At 64.7% G+C, this 17,858-nt stretch carries 16 protein-coding genes; 5 read left to right on the forward strand and 11 right to left on the reverse strand.

All coding sequences use genetic code 11. From position 1 onward, the window contains the following. Positions 1–22: 22 nt before the first annotated feature. Positions 23–1,030 (reverse strand): heme o synthase, encoded by a 1,008-nt coding sequence (locus CH294_RS22430; RefSeq protein WP_032378471.1) that lies wholly within the window; start codon positions 1,028–1,030, stop codon positions 23–25. A gap of 418 nt (positions 1,031–1,448) precedes the next feature. On the opposite strand from CH294_RS22430, the gene tkt reads away from it, so the two are divergent. Genes tkt through pgl form a run of 5 tightly spaced genes read left to right on the forward strand, consistent with a single transcriptional unit; the run spans position 1,449 to position 7,883 of the window. Then, positions 1,449–3,548, forward strand: coding sequence for a transketolase (tkt, locus tag CH294_RS22435; protein WP_032377829.1), 2,100 nt, complete (start codon positions 1,449–1,451; stop codon positions 3,546–3,548). Positions 3,549–3,551: 3 nt separating this feature from the next. Continuing rightward, on the forward strand, positions 3,552–4,676 hold the full coding sequence (gene tal / locus CH294_RS22440) for a transaldolase (RefSeq protein ID WP_032403373.1): 1,125 nt from the start codon (positions 3,552–3,554) through the stop codon (positions 4,674–4,676). 6 nt (positions 4,677–4,682) lie between these two features. Continuing rightward, entirely contained in the window at positions 4,683–6,239 is a 1,557-nt protein-coding gene (gene zwf / locus CH294_RS22445) for a glucose-6-phosphate dehydrogenase (protein ID WP_032377827.1), read from the forward strand. After that, the gene (gene opcA, locus CH294_RS22450) at positions 6,236–7,144 is read left to right on the forward strand and encodes a glucose-6-phosphate dehydrogenase assembly protein OpcA (RefSeq protein ID WP_170944819.1); all 909 of its coding nucleotides are present in this window, start codon (positions 6,236–6,238) and stop codon (positions 7,142–7,144) included. The genes zwf and opcA overlap by 4 nt, the downstream gene beginning before the upstream one ends. Further along, complete coding sequence (pgl, locus tag CH294_RS22455; protein ID WP_032403371.1) at positions 7,137–7,883, forward strand: 6-phosphogluconolactonase; 747 nt, start codon at positions 7,137–7,139, stop codon at positions 7,881–7,883. Before opcA ends, pgl begins: the two co-directional genes overlap by 8 nt. Before the next feature lie 10 nt (positions 7,884–7,893). Here the strand turns inward: pgl and CH294_RS27575 are convergent, their stop codons facing one another. The 10 genes from CH294_RS27575 to rapZ all read right to left on the reverse strand — a co-directional run bounded on the left by CH294_RS27575 (position 7,894) and on the right by rapZ (position 17,828). Then, positions 7,894–8,055 (reverse strand): hypothetical protein, encoded by a 162-nt coding sequence (locus tag CH294_RS27575; RefSeq protein ID WP_155289296.1) that lies wholly within the window; start codon positions 8,053–8,055, stop codon positions 7,894–7,896. Between the two features lie 61 nt (positions 8,056–8,116). Beyond that, positions 8,117–8,506 (reverse strand): hypothetical protein, encoded by a 390-nt coding sequence (locus tag CH294_RS22460; protein WP_141216535.1) that lies wholly within the window; start codon positions 8,504–8,506, stop codon positions 8,117–8,119. A gap of 78 nt (positions 8,507–8,584) precedes the next feature. Continuing rightward, positions 8,585–11,416 (reverse strand): phosphoenolpyruvate carboxylase, encoded by a 2,832-nt coding sequence (ppc, locus tag CH294_RS22465; RefSeq protein WP_094618355.1) that lies wholly within the window; start codon positions 11,414–11,416, stop codon positions 8,585–8,587. 51 nt (positions 11,417–11,467) lie between these two features. Then, positions 11,468–11,701 (reverse strand): preprotein translocase subunit SecG, encoded by a 234-nt coding sequence (gene secG, locus CH294_RS22470; RefSeq protein ID WP_027497008.1) that lies wholly within the window; start codon positions 11,699–11,701, stop codon positions 11,468–11,470. Positions 11,702–11,819: 118 nt separating this feature from the next. After that, complete coding sequence (gene tpiA, locus CH294_RS22475; RefSeq protein WP_032403368.1) at positions 11,820–12,605, reverse strand: triose-phosphate isomerase; 786 nt, start codon at positions 12,603–12,605, stop codon at positions 11,820–11,822. A gap of 3 nt (positions 12,606–12,608) precedes the next feature. Beyond that, complete coding sequence (locus CH294_RS22480) at positions 12,609–13,820, reverse strand: phosphoglycerate kinase (RefSeq protein ID WP_032377823.1); 1,212 nt, start codon at positions 13,818–13,820, stop codon at positions 12,609–12,611. 5 nt (positions 13,821–13,825) lie between these two features. Beyond that, a complete protein-coding gene (gene gap / locus CH294_RS22485; protein WP_032365753.1) occupies positions 13,826–14,845 on the reverse strand; it encodes a type I glyceraldehyde-3-phosphate dehydrogenase in 1,020 nt (339 codons plus the stop codon). A 120-nt stretch (positions 14,846–14,965) separates the two neighbouring features. Next, entirely contained in the window at positions 14,966–15,949 is a 984-nt protein-coding gene (whiA, locus tag CH294_RS22490; protein ID WP_032377822.1) for a DNA-binding protein WhiA, read from the reverse strand. Continuing rightward, positions 15,940–16,965, reverse strand: a complete 1,026-nt coding sequence (gene yvcK, locus CH294_RS22495; protein WP_032403367.1) for a uridine diphosphate-N-acetylglucosamine-binding protein YvcK — start codon at positions 16,963–16,965, stop codon at positions 15,940–15,942. The genes whiA and yvcK overlap by 10 nt, the downstream gene beginning before the upstream one ends. Beyond that, the gene (gene rapZ / locus CH294_RS22500; protein ID WP_032378468.1) at positions 16,962–17,828 is read right to left on the reverse strand and encodes an RNase adapter RapZ; all 867 of its coding nucleotides are present in this window, start codon (positions 17,826–17,828) and stop codon (positions 16,962–16,964) included. Before rapZ ends, yvcK begins: the two co-directional genes overlap by 4 nt. Positions 17,829–17,858: the final 30 nt, after the last annotated feature.

Raw genomic sequence — 17,858 nt, forward strand, 5'->3', positions numbered from 1 at the left:
CCGACTCTCGGCGGACGCTCGCTCAGGAGAAGATCTGGGCGAGCGTGTGCCAGCCGAGCACCGAGTCCACGGCAAGGCCACAGAACACCAGGGCCAGGTACTCGTTGGAAAGGATGAACAACTTCAGCGGTTTGACCGGAGTTCCGGCTCGAACTCCCGCGTACAGGCGATGAGCGACGACGAGGAACCATGCTCCGGAAGCCACGGCGACGACGGCATAGATGACGCCCGAGCCCGGTGCCAGGGCCAGCGTGGCAGCCACGGTCGCCCATGCGTAGAGCACGATGTGCTTGGTGACCTTGGTTTCCGAGGCGACTGCCGGCAGCATCGGCACGTTCGCGGCCTGATAGTCCTCTTTGTAGCGCAACATCAGCGCCCACGTGTGCGGTGGTGTCCACAGGAAGATGACCAGGAACATCACCAGCGCCTGCCAGCCGATCGTTCCTGTCACAGCGGACCAGCCGATCATCACCGGCATGCATCCGGCCGCGCCGCCCCACACCACGTTCTGTGAGGTGCGCCGCTTGAGGATCAGGGTGTAGACGAAGATGTAGAAACAGATCGTCACGACCGCGAGCACGCCGCTGAGCAGGTTCGTGGTGGCCCACAACCAGAAGAACGAGAACACACCGAGCACGAGTCCGAAGACCAGAGCGTGCGACACCGGCATGGCACCGCGGGCGAGCGGGCGCTTCTCGGTGCGCTTCATGACCTTGTCGATGTCGGCGTCGACCACCATGTTCAGGGTGTTCGCACTGGCCGCGGCCAGCATGCCACCGAAGAGCGTGGTGAGGATCAGCCATGGATCGACGTGACCGCGGTCGGCCAACAGCATCGCGGGGATGGTTGTCACCAGAAGGAGTTCGATGACGCGAGGCTTCGTCAGCGCGACGTACGCGAGGAGGAGAGCGAACGCTCGACGCGGGGCGGACGTCACCGGTGCGGCCTGCGCGGACTCACCCTGATCGTCGGCTCCGAATCCGGGGCCGCCGGCGAATCCGTGTCCGCCCGGCTGCTGCCCAATTCGCACTGCGTCTCCTTGCACGACTGTCATTCTCTGGCGCTGGGCCACTTGCTCGCGCGCCACCGGCACACGGGTTCACTCTGCACGACGACCATGGACGCCAGCGCGCACGTCAGGTCGCCACGATCCGGAAAACCTGGCTCCGAATCCGACGCACGTGCACCTACTACAGACGATGGTAGACGGCAGGGTTTGCACCTCCAATTCGCAGGGCACCCAAAGTGGGGAAATATGTCGTCTGCGAGTAACCCGCGCGCAATCGGCCGGGGGAAGGCACGACAGTAGGGTCGGACAGAACTAGGCTGGTGGAGGACGTCCTTCGGCACCGACCATGTGCGCGCTCAACGCAGGCGCACGGCAGTCGCGGCCGAGCGACGAATTCCACAGAGCCACAACTCGAACGAATGTCAGGAGATTTCTGCTCGTGTCGATCACAGACGATATTGACGTCCTCACCACGGCGCACCACCCGAGCGACTGGACGGACCTGGACACCCGAGCGGTCGACACCGTTCGTGTTCTGGCAGCGGACGCAGTGCAGAAGGTCGGCAACGGCCACCCCGGAACCGCGATGAGCCTGGCTCCCCTCGCCTACACCCTCTTTCAGCGCACCATGCGCCACGATCCCACCGATACGCACTGGATCGGGCGCGACCGGTTCGTCCTCTCGTGTGGACACTCGAGCCTGACGCTCTACCTGCAGCTGTACTTGGGCGGCTTCGGTCTCGAGCTCGCCGATATCGAGGCGCTGCGTACCTATAAGTCGAAGACTCCCGGACATCCGGAGTTCCGTCACACCGACGGCGTCGAGATCACCACCGGCCCGCTCGGTCAGGGACTCGCCTCCGCCGTCGGCATGGCAATGGCGGCACGCCGCGAGCGCGGACTGTTCGATCCCGAGCCCGCTCTCGGTGAGAGCCCGTTCGATCACTTCATCTACGTGATCGCCTCCGACGGCGACATCGAAGAAGGCGTCACGTCCGAGGCTTCGTCCCTCGCGGGCACTCAGCAGCTCGGCAACCTGATCCTGTTCTACGACGACAACAAGATCTCGATCGAGCACTCGACCGATATCGCTCTCTCCGAGAACACGGCTGCCCGTTACGAGGCCTACGGCTGGCACGTGCAGGTGGTCGAGGGCGGCGAGAACGTCACCGCGATCGAAGAGGCCATCGAAGCGGCCAAGGCCGTCACCGACAAGCCGTCGATCATCGTGCTGCGCACCATCATCGGCTTCCCGGCCCCCACCATGATGAACACCGGCGCCGTCCACGGAGCTGCACTCGGCGACGAAGAGATCGCCAAGGTCAAGCAGGCACTCGACTTCGACCCCGCCAAGACCTTCGAGGTCACCGACGAGGTGATCGGGCACACCCGCAAGCTGCAGGAACGTGGCCGCGCGGCCCACACCGAGTGGACCACCCAGTTCGACGCCTGGGCTGCACGCGAGCCCGAGCGCAAGAAGCTGCTGGATCGCCTGACCCAGGGCACGTTGCCCGAGAACTGGACCGATGTTCTCCCCACCTGGGAGCCCGGCAGCAAGGCCGTCGCGACACGTGCGGCGTCGGGCGAGGTCCTCAATGCCGTCGGACCTGTTCTTCCCGAACTGTGGGGTGGCTCCGCCGACCTCGCAGGCAGCAACAACACCACCATCAAGGGTGCCAAGTCCTTCGGCCCCACGTCGATCTCCACCGACGACTGGGACGCCGAGCCCTACGGCCGCACGCTGCACTTCGGCATTCGTGAGCACGCGATGGGTGCCATCCTGTCGGGCATCGTCATGCACGGACCGACCCGTGCCTACGGCGGAACGTTCATGCAGTTCAGCGACTACATGCGGCCTGCCGTTCGGCTCGCATCCCTGATGGACATCGATCCCATCTACGTGTGGACCCACGATTCCATCGGCCTCGGCGAGGACGGCCCGACGCACCAGCCGGTCGAGCACCTCGCCGCACTGCGGGCGATCCCCAACCTGTCGGTCGTGCGTCCGGGTGACGCCAACGAAACCGCCTTCGCGTGGCAGGCAGTGCTGGCCAAGTCCAGCAGCAGTGGACCCGTCGGTCTCGCCCTGACGCGTCAGGGCATCCCGATCCTCGACGGCACCAGCTTCGAGGGCGTCTCGAAGGGTGGATACATCCTCGTCGAGTCGTCCAAGGCGACACCGGACGTCGTGTTGATCGGTACCGGCTCGGAGCTGCAGTATGCAGTGGAAGCGCAGAAGCAGCTCGAGGCCCAGGGCATTGCTGCCCGTGTCGTCTCGATGCCGTGTGTCGAGTGGTTCGAGAGCCAGGATCAGAACTACCGCGACCAGGTCATCCCGCCGACCGTCAAGGCGCGCGTGTCGATCGAAGCAGGCATCGCCATGCCGTGGTGGAAGATCGTCGGCGGTTTCGGCGAAATCATCTCGCTCGAGCACTACGGCGAATCTGCCGATGCTGCCACACTTTTCCGTGAGTTCGGCTTCACCGCCGAGGCCGTCACCGCAGCCGCTCAGCGCTCCATCACCAACGTGAAGGGATAATCCATGACCCAGAACAAGAATCTCGCAGAGCTCTCCGCAGCAGGCATCTCGGTATGGCTGGACGACCTCTCTCGTGACCGCATCCGTTCGGGCAACCTGAAGGACCTCATCGACACCAAGAGCGTCGTGGGCGTCACGACCAACCCGTCGATCTTCCAGGCCGCCCTGAGCAAGGGCGACGCCTACGACGAGCAGGTCACCAAGCTGGCCGGCGAAGGAGCCGACGTCGAGACCACGATCCGCACCGTCACCACGGACGATGTCCGTGAGGCGTGCGACATCCTGATGCCCCAGTACGAGGCCAGTGCAGGCGTCGACGGACGCGTATCCATCGAGGTCGATCCCCGTATGGCCCACGACGCGGACAAGACGTACGAGCAGGCCGTCGAACTCTGGAAGATCGTCGACCGACCCAATCTGCTGATCAAGATTCCGGCGACCGAAGAAGGCATCCCTGCCATCGCCAAGGTGGTCGGTGAAGGTATCAGCGTCAACGTGACGCTCATCTTCTCCGTCGAGCGGTACGAGCTGGTGATGAACGCCTACCTCGAAGGTCTGGAGGCCGCGCGCGCTGCCGGTCACGACCTCGACAAGATCCACTCGGTGGCATCGTTCTTCGTCTCCCGTGTCGACAGCGAGATCGATTCCAGGCTCGACGCGATCGGTACGCCGGACGCCGAAGAGCTCAAGGGCAAAGCCGCTCTGGCCAACGCTCGTCTCGCCTACGTGGCGTACCAGCAGGTCTTCGAGGTCGCTCCTCGGTTCCGCGAGCTCGTCGGTAGCGGCGCGCGTCCGCAACGGCCGCTGTGGGCCTCGACGGGCGTCAAGTCCGACGCCTACCCCGACACGATGTACGTCACCGAGTTGGTATCTCCCAACACCGTGAACACCATGCCGGAGAAGACGATGGACGCGGTTGCCGATCACGGCGAGATCGTCGGCGACACCGTCTCGGGCAAGGGACCGGAATCGCAGGAGATCTTCGATCGCATCTCGGCTCTCGGGATCGACATCACCGATGTCTTCCTGACGTTGGAGAACGAAGGCGTGCAGAAGTTCGAGTCGGCCTGGAACGAATTGCTCGAGGCCACCGGAGAGCAGCTGCGCCAAGCGGGTCAGAAGAGCTGACCGACTGTGCCCACCGCAGAAACCGAACCTCTCCATTCAGCGGACTGGCTCAACCCACTCCGCGACGCGCGAGACAAGCGGCTCCCCCGCATTGCGGGCCCGTGCAGCATGGTCATCTTCGGGGTGACCGGCGATCTCGCTCGTAAGAAGCTCATGCCTGCGGTGTACGACCTGGCGAACCGGGGGCTACTACCCCCCGGTTTCGCCTTGGTCGGGTTCGCCCGGCGGGAATGGCAGAACCAGGATTTCGCACAGATCGTGCACGATTCCGTTCGTGATCACGCGCGAACTCCGTTCAGCGAAGAGGTATGGAACACCCTCGCCGAGGGGTTCCGATTCGTTCAAGGTTCGTTCGACGACGACGACGCCTTCGACGAGCTCTCACGAACTCTGACCGAGCTGGACGAAACCCGCGGCACCGGGGGCAACCACGCCTTCTACCTGTCCATCCCGCCCAGCGCGTTTCCCGTTGTGCTCGAACAACTGTCGCGTTCCGGCCTGGCTCAGAGCCAGGACGGGAATTGGCGACGGGTGGTCATCGAGAAGCCGTTCGGCCACGACCTGCAGAGTGCGAAAGAACTCAATGCGATCGTGAATCGAGTGTTTCCCGAGGACACCGTGTTCCGCATCGATCACTACCTGGGCAAGGAGACAGTGCAGAACATTCTGGCATTGCGCTTCGCGAACCAGTTGTTCGATCCGATCTGGAATGCGCACTACGTCGACCACGTTCAGATCACGATGGCCGAGGACATCGGATTGGGCGGTCGCGCAGGGTATTACGACGGCATCGGTGCGGCCCGCGACGTCATCCAGAATCACCTTCTCCAGCTACTCGCCATCACGGCGATGGAGGAGCCGGTGAGCTTCAACCCCAAGGAGCTGCAGTCCGAGAAGATCAAGGTGCTCTCGGCTACGAAACTCGCCGAGCCGCTCGATCGGACGTCCGCCCGCGGTCAGTACTCCGCGGGGTGGCAGGGCAGCCAGAAGGTGAAGGGGCTCAAGGAGGAAGAGGGTTTCGACTCCGAGTCCAACACCGAAACCTACGCGGCCATCACCCTCGAGGTCGACACTCGACGATGGGGTGGAGTGCCGTTCTATCTCCGCACCGGCAAGGCACTCGGGCGTCGAGTCACCGAGATCGCGATGGTGTTCAAGCGCGCACCACACCTCCCCTTCGACGCCACGATGACCGAGGAGCTCGGCCAGAATGCGCTGGTCATTCGAGTTCAGCCGGACGAGGGTGTGACCATGCGGTTCGGCTCCAAGGTTCCCGGATCGGGCATGCAGGTGCGCGACGTCAGCATGGACTTCAGTTACGGCCAGGCATTCACGGAATCCTCGCCGGAAGCGTACGAGCGTCTCATTCTCGACGTGTTGCTCGGGGAGCCGTCGCTCTTCCCCGTCAACGCCGAGGTCGAACTGTCGTGGAAGATTCTCGATCCGATTCTCGACTTCTGGGCCTCGGGCGGTACGGCGGAACCGTACGAGGCCGGCACCTGGGGTCCCTCCTCGGGTGACGAGATGATGCAGCGCACCGGACGCGAATGGAGAATGCCGTGATTGTCGACATCCCCGCCACGACGACGGCCGAGGTCGGCAAGAAGTTGGTGGAGGTTCGCGAGGCAGGCGGCGCAGTGACCATCGGCCGCGTGTTGACCCTGATCGTCGCCAGTCGCGATCCGGCCAAGGCCGAGCGGGCGATCGACGCAGCGAACGAAGCGAGCCGTGAGCATCCGTGCCGCGTCATCGTGCTCATCCACGGCGACCGATCGGCCGAGTCGAGCCTCGACGCACAGATCCGCGTCGGGGGTGACGCCGGTGCGTCGGAGGTCGTGGTGCTGCGTCTCAACGGAGAACTCGCCGATCACGAACACAGTGTGGTCATCCCGTTCCTGCTGCCCGACACTCCGATCGTGGCGTGGTGGCCGGACGAAGCACCCGCCGTTCCAGCAAAGGACCCGTTGGGACGCTTGGCAATTCGACGGATCACCGATGCCACGAATTCGCCCGACACCACAGCTGCGATCAAGGGACGGCTGAGCAGCTACACCGAGGGCGACACCGATCTCTCCTGGAGTCGCATCACGTACTGGCGCGGCCTGTTGGCCACGGCCCTGGACCAGGCTCCGTTCGAGGCCGTCGTCTCGGCAACGGTGTCGGGACTGGCAGAGGAGCCGGCACTCGACATCTTGGCCGGTTGGCTTGCCGCGAAACTCGACGTGCCGGTGTATCGCCGCGCGGGTGAGCTGAAAGTGGAGCTGATCAGAGAGAGCAGCAGTATCTCGCTGACGCGTCCGCAGACCGGGAAGACCGCAACGTTACGGCGCACCGGGCAGCCCGACGCCGAAGTCGCACTGGCACGGCGCAACACGCGAGAGTGCCTGGCCGAGGAACTGCGCCGACTCGACACCGACGAGATCTACGAGCTTGCCCTGCACGGACTGTCGAAAGTGAGCTATGAGTAAGACATCGGTCCTTCAGTACCTGGACGCGCAGGCTTTGGTCGATGCCGCGCGATCTCGTTTCGTCGAGGTCGTCACCGCCGCGCAGGCCGAGCGAGGCTCGGCTTCGGTGGTGCTCACCGGCGGTGGCACGGGTATCGCATTACTGGAGGCGCTGCGCCACGATTCCGGATCCATCGATTGGGGCAAGGTCGACATCTTCTTCGGCGACGAGCGCTTCCTGCCCTCGGGTGACCCAGAGCGCAACGAGGTGCAGGCCGCCGAGGCACTGCTCGACCACGTCGACGTTCATCCTGATCGTGTCTTTCGAATGGCTGCGTCCGACGGGCCACACGGAAGCGATCCCGAGGTGGCCGCAGCGACGTATGCGCAGATCCTGCATTCTCGCTCCGAGGGAGAGCCGACACCTGCATTCGACATCCACCTGTTGGGTATGGGAGGCGAGGGTCATATCAACTCGCTGTTCCCCCATACGGATGCCGTGCGTGAAGAGCATCGCTATGTCGTTGCGGTCGAGGACTCCCCCAAGCCTCCACCGGTTCGCATCACGCTCACGCTGCCCGCGGTTCGCCGCGCACAGCACGTGTGGCTGCTCGTATCGGGAGCGAACAAGGCCGACGCTGTCGCAGCCGCGGTAGGTGGGGCCGATTCGGACGAGGTCCCGTCGGCCGGCGCACTGGGTACCGAGGCAACCGTGTGGTTCCTCGACTCCGGCGCAGCCTCCAAGCTGGACGCTGTCTGATCCCACCCGACTAGTCGGTCTCGGCAACGTCGGGGTCCCGTCCCATCCGCTCGCCGTCGTAGTAGCCGGCGTCCCAGGCTCGTCCTGGTTCCGGGTGACCGATCCGCCTATCGCTGGTGCGGTAGGCGGATCCGTCGCGCCAGGCATCGGTGTCGTTTCTGCACTGCCTCATACCTCGTTGGACGCGATCCGCCGGCGGCCGGTTCCGCGAAGCGCGAGCCCGCTACACACGGTCAGAACATCCACGCGAACAGCGACCCGAGCGGAATGACCGTCCATACCATCGCGTATGCCAGGCCGAACGCGTGAGCGATTCCCACGGCCACCACGACGGTCGTCCACGCCCACACGGTGACCCGTGCAGACTCGGTGCGGTCGTGTACATCCGCCACCGTCCGTATGGCAAGCGACCAGAACCCGATCCACAGCACCCACGCCGCAACGGCAACCAGTTGCGTCCCGAACAGGTGCAGCATGTTCGGTTCGGACTCCGCCACGACGGACCATGCTGCGGCCCCGGAGAACAGTCCCAGTATCGGTGCACCGATCGCGCAACCCACAGTGCCGAGAACCCGTAACCGGAGCCGTATTTCGGACACTCGCACCTGCGTCGATATCGTCATGGACAACACTGTGCTCGACGACATCGACGTGGCGCGCGAGTAGAACTACTCGATCGAGGTGCGCCGACTACTCACGCGCTAGCCGCTGTTACGCAGTGCCGTCGCGAGGCCGTTCATCGTCAGCAGGATGCCGCGCTTGACGCGTTCGTCGTCGTCACCGTTGCGATAGCGTCGCAACATCTCGACCTGCATCTGATTCAGCGGTTCCAGGTAGGGGAATCGGTTGTGCACCGAGCGCTCGAGCGACGGGTTGTCTTCCAACAGACGACTGTGGCCGGTGATCTTCAGATACATCCGGACGGTCGTGGCGTGTTCGGCCTCGATCATGCCGAAGATCCGCGCCCGTAGGTCTGCGTCGGGCACCAGTTCGGCGTACCGGGCCGCGATCCCCAGATCGGACTTGGCCATCACCTGCGCGAGGTTGGACAAGACGGTCTGGAAGAACGGCCACTTGCGGTACAGATCCGACAGCACCTCGAGTTTGCCGTCGTCGTCGCCTACCCACTCCTCGAACGCAGACCCGGTGCCGTACCAACCGGGCAGCATGACGCGGCACTGACTCCACGACATCACCCATGGGATCGCTCGGAGGTCGTACACCGAGTTCGTGGGCTTCCGTGACGCAGGCCGAGAGCCGATGTTGAGCTCACCGACCTCGGCGACCGGCGTCGAGGTGCGGAAGTACTCGACGAATCCGGGCTCTTCGTGCACCAGACGGCCGTATGCCGCGCGGGCTTTCGCGGCGAGATCGTCCAGAATGTCGTAGGCAGCCTCCGCGCCGTCACCCAGGCCCTCGACATCGAGGAGAGTCGATTCCAGGGTTCCCGCGACGAGGGATTCGAGGTTGCGACGCGCCATGGACGGTTCGGCGTATTTCGCCGCGATGATCTCACCCTGCTCGGTGAGTCGCAGCGATCCCTGCACCACGCCGGGCGGCTGCGCCAGAATGGCGTCGTAGCTGGGACCGCCGCCGCGGCCGACCGTCCCGCCGCGACCGTGGAAGAGCCGCAAGCGAATACCCGTTTTGCGTGATGCCTCGAGCAGATCCAGCTCGGCGCGATACAAGGCCCAGTTGGCTGCGAGATACCCGCCGTCCTTGTTCGAGTCCGAATACCCGAGCATGACTTCCTGATTCATTCCGCGCCCGGCCACCAGAGCGCGGTAGATCGGAACGTCGAGGGTGGCGAGCAACGTCGCTGCGCCCTGCTGAAGATCCTCGATGGTCTCGAACAGCGGCACCACACCCACCGTGGACGTAGGCGACGCCCCGTCGGTGCCGGGGTCGAAGATGCCGGCTTCTTTGAGCAGCAAGGCGGCCTCGAGCATGTCACTGACCGACTGACACATGCTGATGATGTAGTTCTGGATCGTGTCGGGTCCCAGGTGGTCGATGGCTTCCTTGGCTGCCCTGACGATGCCCAGTTCCTTGGTTGCGAGTTCGCTGAGCTGCGCATTGGGGCCGATGAGCGGTCGCCGAGTGGCGAGTTCCTGCGACAGTACGGAGACCCGTTCATCCTCCCCGAGGGACATGTAGTCCGGGTGTACACCGGCCCACGCCAGCAGCTCGGCCACCACTTCCTCGTGGGTCTCGGAGTTCTGCCGCATGTCCAGAGCCTGTAGATGGAATCCGAACGTCTCGACCGATTGTCTGAGCCGGAGCAGGCGATCGTCGGCGATCAAACCGTCTCCGTCGGCCCGCAGGGCGCGATCGATGACGTCGAGGTCGTCGAGAATGTCTTGTGGACCGTCGTATTTCTCCGCCCCGAGGTCGATGCCGGACACCGGAACCGCGTCGAGCACAGCACGAGCGGTGGCAGTCAGCCTGGCCCGGATGCCGACGACGGCTACCCGGTACGGCTCGTCCGCCCGCCGATCGTCCGGTTCCGCCGATGCACCGGCCAGAGCGGTGAGCTCCTCGGTCACGTCCACCAGACGCGCAGACATGGACAGTTCCTTCTCGAGCGCCACCAGTTCGTCCAGATAGTGCTCGAAGGCGACGTAGCCCGCCTGGTGCGTCGCGGTGTGCACCACTTCTCCGGTGACGTTCGGGTTTCCGTCTCGATCGCCGCCGATCCACGATCCGGGGCGAAGGATGGGGCGGGGCAGCAGGTCGTCCTCGGGCCACCGTGCCCGCAGCGCTGCGCGCACGTCGGCATTGAGGGCCGGCATGACGTCGAACAGCGAGGACTCGAAATAGCGAAGACCGACTTCGATTTCATCCTGAATTCGCAAGCGCGACAACCGAATCAGAGCGGTCTCCCACAGCGTCAGCACTTGCCGGCGAATCTGCACGTCGATGACGGCCAATTCCTTCGTCGCGCTCGCAGCCTTGCCCTCGAGAGCTGCGGTGGCCACATCGCGCCGGCGCATCAGTTCGGTGATCTTCGACTGCACGTCGAAGACGGTCCGTCGGCGTGTTTCGGTGGGATGGGCGGTGATGACAGGAGCCACCAACGCATCGGTCAACGCCGCGGCCACCTGCTCGCGCGTCGGGGCCGCAGCATCGATTTTCAGCCATGTTGCGTCGAGACTGCTGTTCTGCGGCGGATCCTCGCGATCGAGGTGGATCGCACGACGGCGTTCGCGGTGCAGATCCTCGGCGAGGTTGGCCAGGAGCGAGAAATGACTGAAGGCTCTGATGAGCGGAACCGCTTGCGCCACTTCCACATCGGTGTACCGACCGACCGAGTCGTCACGCTCGATCTCGGACCTGCGTACCGCGAAGGATTCGACTCGCGCCGCTTCGATCAGCTCGAAAACGTCGTCGCCCTCGTGCTCACGAATGATCTCACCCAGGATGCCGCCGAGATAGCGGATGTCCTCACGGAGAGGCTCGGTCAACTCTCGACCCTGAGCTGTCGGTGGGACGAAGGCTGGGGAACCGACTGACTCGTAGGAGGATTCGCTCATCCACCCAGTATCGTCGCTTCGTCACCAACTCGCACTCGGAGCCGAAGTGGATCAGGTGTACTTGATCTCCAGGCCGATTCCGAGGATCGCGATGAGCCAGATCAGGCCGGTGAACACTGTCAGACGATCCAGGTTCTTCTCGACGACCGTGGAACCGGACAGGCTGGACTGCACTCCGCCACCGAACAGACTGGACAATCCGCCACCCTTGCCGCGATGCAGCAGGATCAGCAAGATCAACGCCAGACTGGTGATGACCAGCAGAATATCCAGAAACAGATCCATGTCCACCTCAAACTCGATTCGATGCCTCCAGCAGCCTACCTGGCCCCACGAACGGCTTCGGACACCCCGCCGAAGCGAGGTGTCCGAAAATCGTTCGGTCGGCGTTGCCGACGACCGATCAGGGCAGGGGTCCACCTGCGGCGATAGCCGACAGCGTGGCGAATTCGTCCGCCTTGAGCGACGCTCCCCCGACCAGGGCACCGTCGACATCGGGCTGGCCGACGATCTCGCCGACGTTCTTGGCGTTGACCGAGCCGCCGTACAGCACCCGCACACCCGCCGCGACCTCATCCGAGGACAGCGCCTTCAGTTCCTCGCGAATCGCCCCGCACACTTCCTGGGCGTCCGATGCCGACGCGACCCGACCGGTGCCGATCGCCCACACCGGTTCGTAGGCGATGACGACCTTGGAGATGTCGTCGGCCGACAGGCCGCTGAGCGAACCACGCAACTGGGCCACGTTGTAGGCCACGTGCTCGCCGGCCTCGCGGATGTTCAGCCCCTCACCGATGCAGACGATCGGCGTGAGGCCGTTCTTCAGCGCCGCCTTCGTCTTGGCCAGCACGACGGCGTCGTCCTCGCTGTGCAGAGTGCGCCGTTCGGAGTGACCCACCACGACGAAGGTGCATCCCAACTTGGCCAGCATCGAACCGCTGATCTCGCCGGTGAACGCTCCCTTGTCCTCGGACGACACGTCTTGCGCACCGTAGGTGAGCAGCAGCTTGTCGCCCTCGACCAGTGTCTGCACACTACGAATGTCGGTGAACGGAGGGATCACCGTCACGTCGACCTTGTCGAAGTACTTCTCGGGCAACGAGAAAGCGATCTTCTGCACCAGCGAAATGGCTTCGAGGTGGTTGAGGTTCATCTTCCAGTTGCCCGCGATGAGCGGCTTACGTGCCATGCGTCATGCCTCCAGGACCGATAGACCGGGGAGCTGCTTGCCTTCGAGGTACTCGAGGGATGCACCGCCTCCGGTGGAGATGTGCGAGAAGCCGTCGTCGGGCAACCCGAGGGTGCGCACGGCCGCCGCGGAGTCGCCGCCGCCGACCACGCTGAACGCGCCCTTCTCGGTGGCTCCGATGATCGCTTCCGCAATGCCCTTGGTGCCGGCCGAGAACTTGTCGAACTCGAACACGCCGGCCGGTCCGTTCCAGAAGACGGTCTTGGCGTTCGAGAGCACGACCGCAAAACGACTGACCGAGTCCGGACCGATGTCCAGACCCATCCAGCCATCCGGAATCTCGGAGGCCTTCACGGTCTTCGCCTCGGCATCCGCCGCGAACTTGTCTCCCACGACGATGTCGACAGGGAGGTGGATCACGTCACCGAAGCGCTCGAGCAAATCCTTGCAGACTCCGATCTGATCCTCCTGAAGAAGCGAGTTTCCGACCGAATAACCCTGTGCCGCAAGGAAGGTGAAGGCCATGCCGCCGCCGATCACCAGGGTGTCGACCTTGGGAGCCAACGCCTCGATGACGCCGAGCTTGTCCGAGACCTTGGAGCCGCCGAGCACCACCGCGTACGGACGTGCCGCATCCTCGGTGAGCTTGGCCAGCACCTCGACCTCGGCAGCAACGAGGGTGCCCGCGTAATGCGGCAGCAACTGCGCCACGTCGTAGACCGACGCCTGCTTGCGGTGCACGACGCCGAATCCGTCGGAGACGAATGCCGCGTCGTCGCCGGCCAGCGCGACGAGCTCACGAGCCAGAGCAGCTCGCTCGGACTCGTCCTTGCTGGTCTCGCGCGGATCGAAGCGAATGTTCTCGAGCAGCAGCACGTCGCCGTCGGTGAGGCCCTCGGCGCGAGCCTCGGCGTCCTGACCCACCACGTCGCCTGCGAGCTGAACGTGGCGTCCGAGCAGCTCGCCGAGCTTCGCTGCGACCGGAGCCAGGCTGTACTTCGCGTCGGGCTTGCCGTCGGGACGACCGAGGTGGGCGGTGACGATGACCTTGGCACCCGCCTCGACCAGTGCTCGAAGAGTCGGGATCGACGCCTGGATACGGCCGGGATCGGTGATCGTGCCGTCCTCGAGCGGGACGTTGAAGTCCGATCGCACGAGGACGCCACGGCCTTCGACACCGGCATCGAGCAGATCCTGCAGTGTCTTGACAGCCATCGGTGTCAGAGGGACTTGCCGACGAGACCGATGAGGTCGGCGAGGCGGTTGGAGTAGCCCCACTCGTTGTCGTACCAGGAGACGATCTTGACCTGGTCGTCGATGACCTTCGTCAGCGGCGCGTCGAAGATCGACGAGTGCGGGTCGGTGACGATGTCCGAGGACACGATCGGATCGGTGTTGTACTTCAGGATGCCCTTCAGCGGGCCTTCGGCAGCTGCCTTCATCGCGGCGTTGATGTCGTCCGCGCTGGCCTTCTTCTTCAGCAGAGCGGTCAGGTCGGTGACCGAGCCGGTGGGGATCGGCACCCGAAGTGCGTAGCCGTCGAGCTTGCCGAGCAGCTGCGGGAGAACCAGGCCGATGGCCTTGGCTGCACCGGTACCGGTGGGGACGACGTTCAGCGCTGCAGCGCGAGCGCGACGCAGGTCGCTGTGCGGGCCGTCCTGCAGGTTCTGATCCTGCGTGTACGCGTGGATCGTGGTCATCAGGCCCGAGACGATGCCGAACTCGTCGTCGAGAACCTTGGCGATGGGGCCGAGGCAGTTGGTGGTGCACGACGCGTTGGAGATGATGTTCTGGCTGCCGTCGTACTTGTCGTCGTTGACGCCCATCACGATGGTGATGTCCTCGCCCTTGGCGGGCGCGGAGATGATGACCTTCTTGGCACCGGCGTCGATGTGGCCCTGTGCCTTCGCAGCGTCGGTGAAGATGCCGGTCGATTCGACGACGACGTCGACGCCCAGGTCACCCCACGGAAGTGCGGACGGGCCCTCGCGCAGCGACAGCGCCTTGATCTTCTGTCCGCCGACGACGATGGTGTCCTCGCCCTCGAGCGAGACATCGTGCGGCAAGCGGCCCAGGATCGAGTCGTACTTGAGCAGGTGTGCGAGCGATGCGTTGTCGGTCAGGTCGTTGACAGCAACGATTTCGATGTCGGTGGTACCGAGCGCCTTCTGCGCGTCGACAGCCCTGAAGAAGTTACGCCCGATGCGGCCGAAGCCGTTGACGCCTACCCGGATCGTCACTGTTCGCTCCTAAAAGTTGTGAAAACAGATGTCTGGTCATGCCTGCATGCGGGGTGCCACACGCGGTTCCCACCCTAGTGTGCGCGCAGGCAGAGCGCGCGCATCACTCGTCGGAGGCGGTCAGGCCTCGTCGAGCAGTTCTGCGGTGACCGCAGACTCGGTGTCCGGAATGCCGGTTTCCTTCGCCTTGCGGTCGGCCATGGACAGCAGCCGTCGGATTCGGCCCGCCACCGCGTCCTTCGTCATCGGCGGGTCGGCCAACTGCCCGAGTTCTTCCAAGGAAGCCTGGCGATGCTGAACTCGGAGCGAACCCGCAGCAGCAAGATGATCCGGTACGTCCTCACCGAGGATGTTCAGGGCTCGCTCGACCCGCGCTGCGGCGGCGACGGCCGCCCGCGCCGAGCGCCGGAGGTTGGCGTCGTCGAAATTGGCGAGTCGGTTCGCCGTGGCTCGCACCTCGCGCCGCATTCGACGTTCTTCCCAGACGAGCCTGGTGTCCTGTGCTCCCATGCGGGTGAGAAGCGCTCCGATCGCCTCGCCGTCGCGCACCACCACTCGATCGGTTCCGCGAACCTCGCGAGCCTTCGCGGCGACTCCGAGCCGACGGGCTGCTCCGACGAGCGCCAGAGCTGCTTCCGGTCCTGGGCAGCTGATCTCGAGCGCCGAGGATCGGCCCGGCTCGGTGAGCGAGCCGTGTGCGAGGAACGCACCGCGCCACGCTGCTTCGGAATCCCCCACCGTGCCACCGACCACCTGGGCGGGCAGTCCACGAACCGGGCGCCCGCGCAGATCCAGCAGTCCGGTCTGGCGAGCCAGGGCCTCCCCGTCCTTGGCCACCCGGACCACGTAACGCGAGGTCTTGCGCAGTCCGCCGGCACCGAGCATGTGCACGTCGGAGGAGTAGCCGTACAGCTCGAAGATCTCGCGACGCAGCCGCCTCGCGATGGACCCGAGATCCACTTCCGCCTCGACCACCACCCGACCGGCCACGATGTGCAATCCACCGGCGAATCGCAGGAGAGCGGACACCTCTGCCTTGCGGCAACTGACCTGACTGACGGTGAGCCTGCTCAGCTCGTCCTTGACCTCCGCTGTCATGGCCACGAAGTGATCCCCTCTCTGCCTGCAGCAGTCGGTGCAGTGCCGCCGGTGGGCGTCACGATGGAGCCGAGAGCTGCAGCAAGCTTTCCGTAATGATGTGCGTGAGTGCCGTTTTCGGCAACATCGACGTAAACGACCTCGGCACCGAGCCGGGCCGCTGCCCGCGCTACGTGTTCGCGGTTGCTGCCCTCCGGGACCGAGGCGGAATCGACCAACACGTAGTCGATTCCCAAATCAGGTGCGTGTTGGGAGAGTACGTGGACATGGCGCTCGGCGGAGAATCCGGTGGTCTCCCCCAGCTCCGGTGCCAGGTTCAGCACGAGCACTTTCGGCGCGGAAGTACGTGCCAGGGCGGCCAGCTGATCCGGCACCAGAACGTGTGGAATGACACTCGAGAACCAGGATCCGGGACCGAGCACCACCAGATCGGCCTCGTCGATCGCCGCGAGAGCATCTGCCGAGGCAGGCGGGTCGGGTGGCAGCAACCGCACGCGCCGAACCTTGCCGGGGGTCGTCGCAACCGCCACCTGTCCGCGAATGACGCGGCTGACTCGGGGGTCGTCCTCGAGGCCGGAGACGTCCGCTTCGATGTCGAGTGCGATGGGCGACATCGGCAGCACTCGGCCGTCGATTCCGAGCATCCGCACCATCTCGTCGAGTGCAGCGATGGGGTCACCGAGCACCTCGGTGAGTCCGGCGAGGATGAGGTTGCCCACCGAGTGTCCGGCCAGCGCACCGGTACCCCCGAACCGATGCTGCAGCACATCGGTCCACAGCTGCGTTCGTTCGTCGGAGCGCGCCAGCGCAGCCAGCGCCATACGTAGATCTCCGGGAGGAATGACGCCGAGCTCGGCCCGCAGACGCCCCGACGATCCTCCGTCGTCGGCGACTGTGACGATGGCGGTGACGTCGTGGCCGAGCAGCCTGGCCGCGGACAGGGTGGCGTACAGACCGTGACCGCCCCCGAGGGCGACGATCTTCGGGCCCGGTTCCTGCGTTGCGGTGCCGGTTTCGCTCATTCGCGACCCAGATCGCGATGCAGCACGCGCACGGACACATCACCCTGCTCGGCGAGAATGCCGGCCAACGCTTCGGTCATCGCAACACTTCGATGCTTACCTCCGGTGCAGCCGACGGCTACCGTCATGTACCTCTTGCCTTCCCGCACGTATCCCTCGATCGTCAAATTCAGCAGGTGCGTGTACGTCTGCAGATAGTCGCGGGCTCCGTCCTGTCCCAAGACGTAATCGCGTACGTCTGCGTCCTGTCCCGTGTGGTCGCGGAGCTCGGGCACCCAATGTGGATTGGGCAGAAAGCGGACGTCGCAGACCAGATCGGCGTCCATCGGCAAGCCGTACTTGAAGCCGAACGACTGCACGGTGACGCCGACGCCGCTGGTGTTCGCGTCACCGAACACCGTCTCGATCTTGCGCCTGAGCTGGTGCACCGACAGCGACGTGGTGTCGACCGTCAGATCGGCCGCAGCCTTGACCTGGGCGAGCCGCAGGCGTTCCGCAGTGATGCCCTCGGTCAGCGTTCCGTCCTGACCGTCGTTCTGCAACGGATGGCTGCGCCGATTGGACTCGAATCTGCGAATGAGAACGGCGTCGGACGCGTCCAGGAACAGCACACGGTTGCGCACACCCTTGGAGTCGAGCTCTTTGACAACCCAGCCCAGATCCCCAGTGAACAGACGGCTTCGGACGTCCATCACCAGCGCGAGTCGCTCGATGCGGGGCTGAGACTCGAGTCCGAGGTCGACCATCTTCGAGATGAGCTCGGGGGGCAGGTTGTCCGCGACGTACCAGCCGAGGTCCTCGAGAATTTTGGCTGCGGTGCGCAGCCCTGCGCCGGAGACGCCGGTGACCAACGCCACCTCTATCCCGTCATGGCGCGATTCCGCCTCGGAAGG

This window comes from Rhodococcus sp. 14-2483-1-1, from assembly GCF_002259335.1.
Taxonomy (GTDB): domain Bacteria; phylum Actinomycetota; class Actinomycetes; order Mycobacteriales; family Mycobacteriaceae; genus Rhodococcoides.

What these genes read in the sequence shown, in the direction of transcription:
- ppc (WP_094618355.1), bottom strand. Translation starts at nt 11,416, where the DNA reads ATGAGCGAATCCTCCTACGAGTCAGTCGGTTCCCCAGCCTTCGTCCCA.
- tal (WP_032403373.1), top strand. Translation starts at nt 3,552, where the DNA reads ATGACCCAGAACAAGAATCTCGCAGAGCTCTCCGCAGCAGGCATCTCG.
- CH294_RS22480 (WP_032377823.1), bottom strand. Translation starts at nt 13,820, where the DNA reads ATGGCTGTCAAGACACTGCAGGATCTGCTCGATGCCGGTGTCGAAGGC.
- tpiA (WP_032403368.1), bottom strand. Translation starts at nt 12,605, where the DNA reads ATGGCACGTAAGCCGCTCATCGCGGGCAACTGGAAGATGAACCTCAAC.
- CH294_RS22460 (WP_141216535.1), bottom strand. Translation starts at nt 8,506, where the DNA reads ATGACGATATCGACGCAGGTGCGAGTGTCCGAAATACGGCTCCGGTTA.
- secG (WP_027497008.1), bottom strand. Translation starts at nt 11,701, where the DNA reads ATGGATCTGTTTCTGGATATTCTGCTGGTCATCACCAGTCTGGCGTTG.
- CH294_RS27575 (WP_155289296.1), bottom strand. Translation starts at nt 8,055, where the DNA reads ATGAGGCAGTGCAGAAACGACACCGATGCCTGGCGCGACGGATCCGCC.
- yvcK (WP_032403367.1), bottom strand. Translation starts at nt 16,965, where the DNA reads ATGAGCGAAACCGGCACCGCAACGCAGGAACCGGGCCCGAAGATCGTC.
- pgl (WP_032403371.1), top strand. Translation starts at nt 7,137, where the DNA reads ATGAGTAAGACATCGGTCCTTCAGTACCTGGACGCGCAGGCTTTGGTC.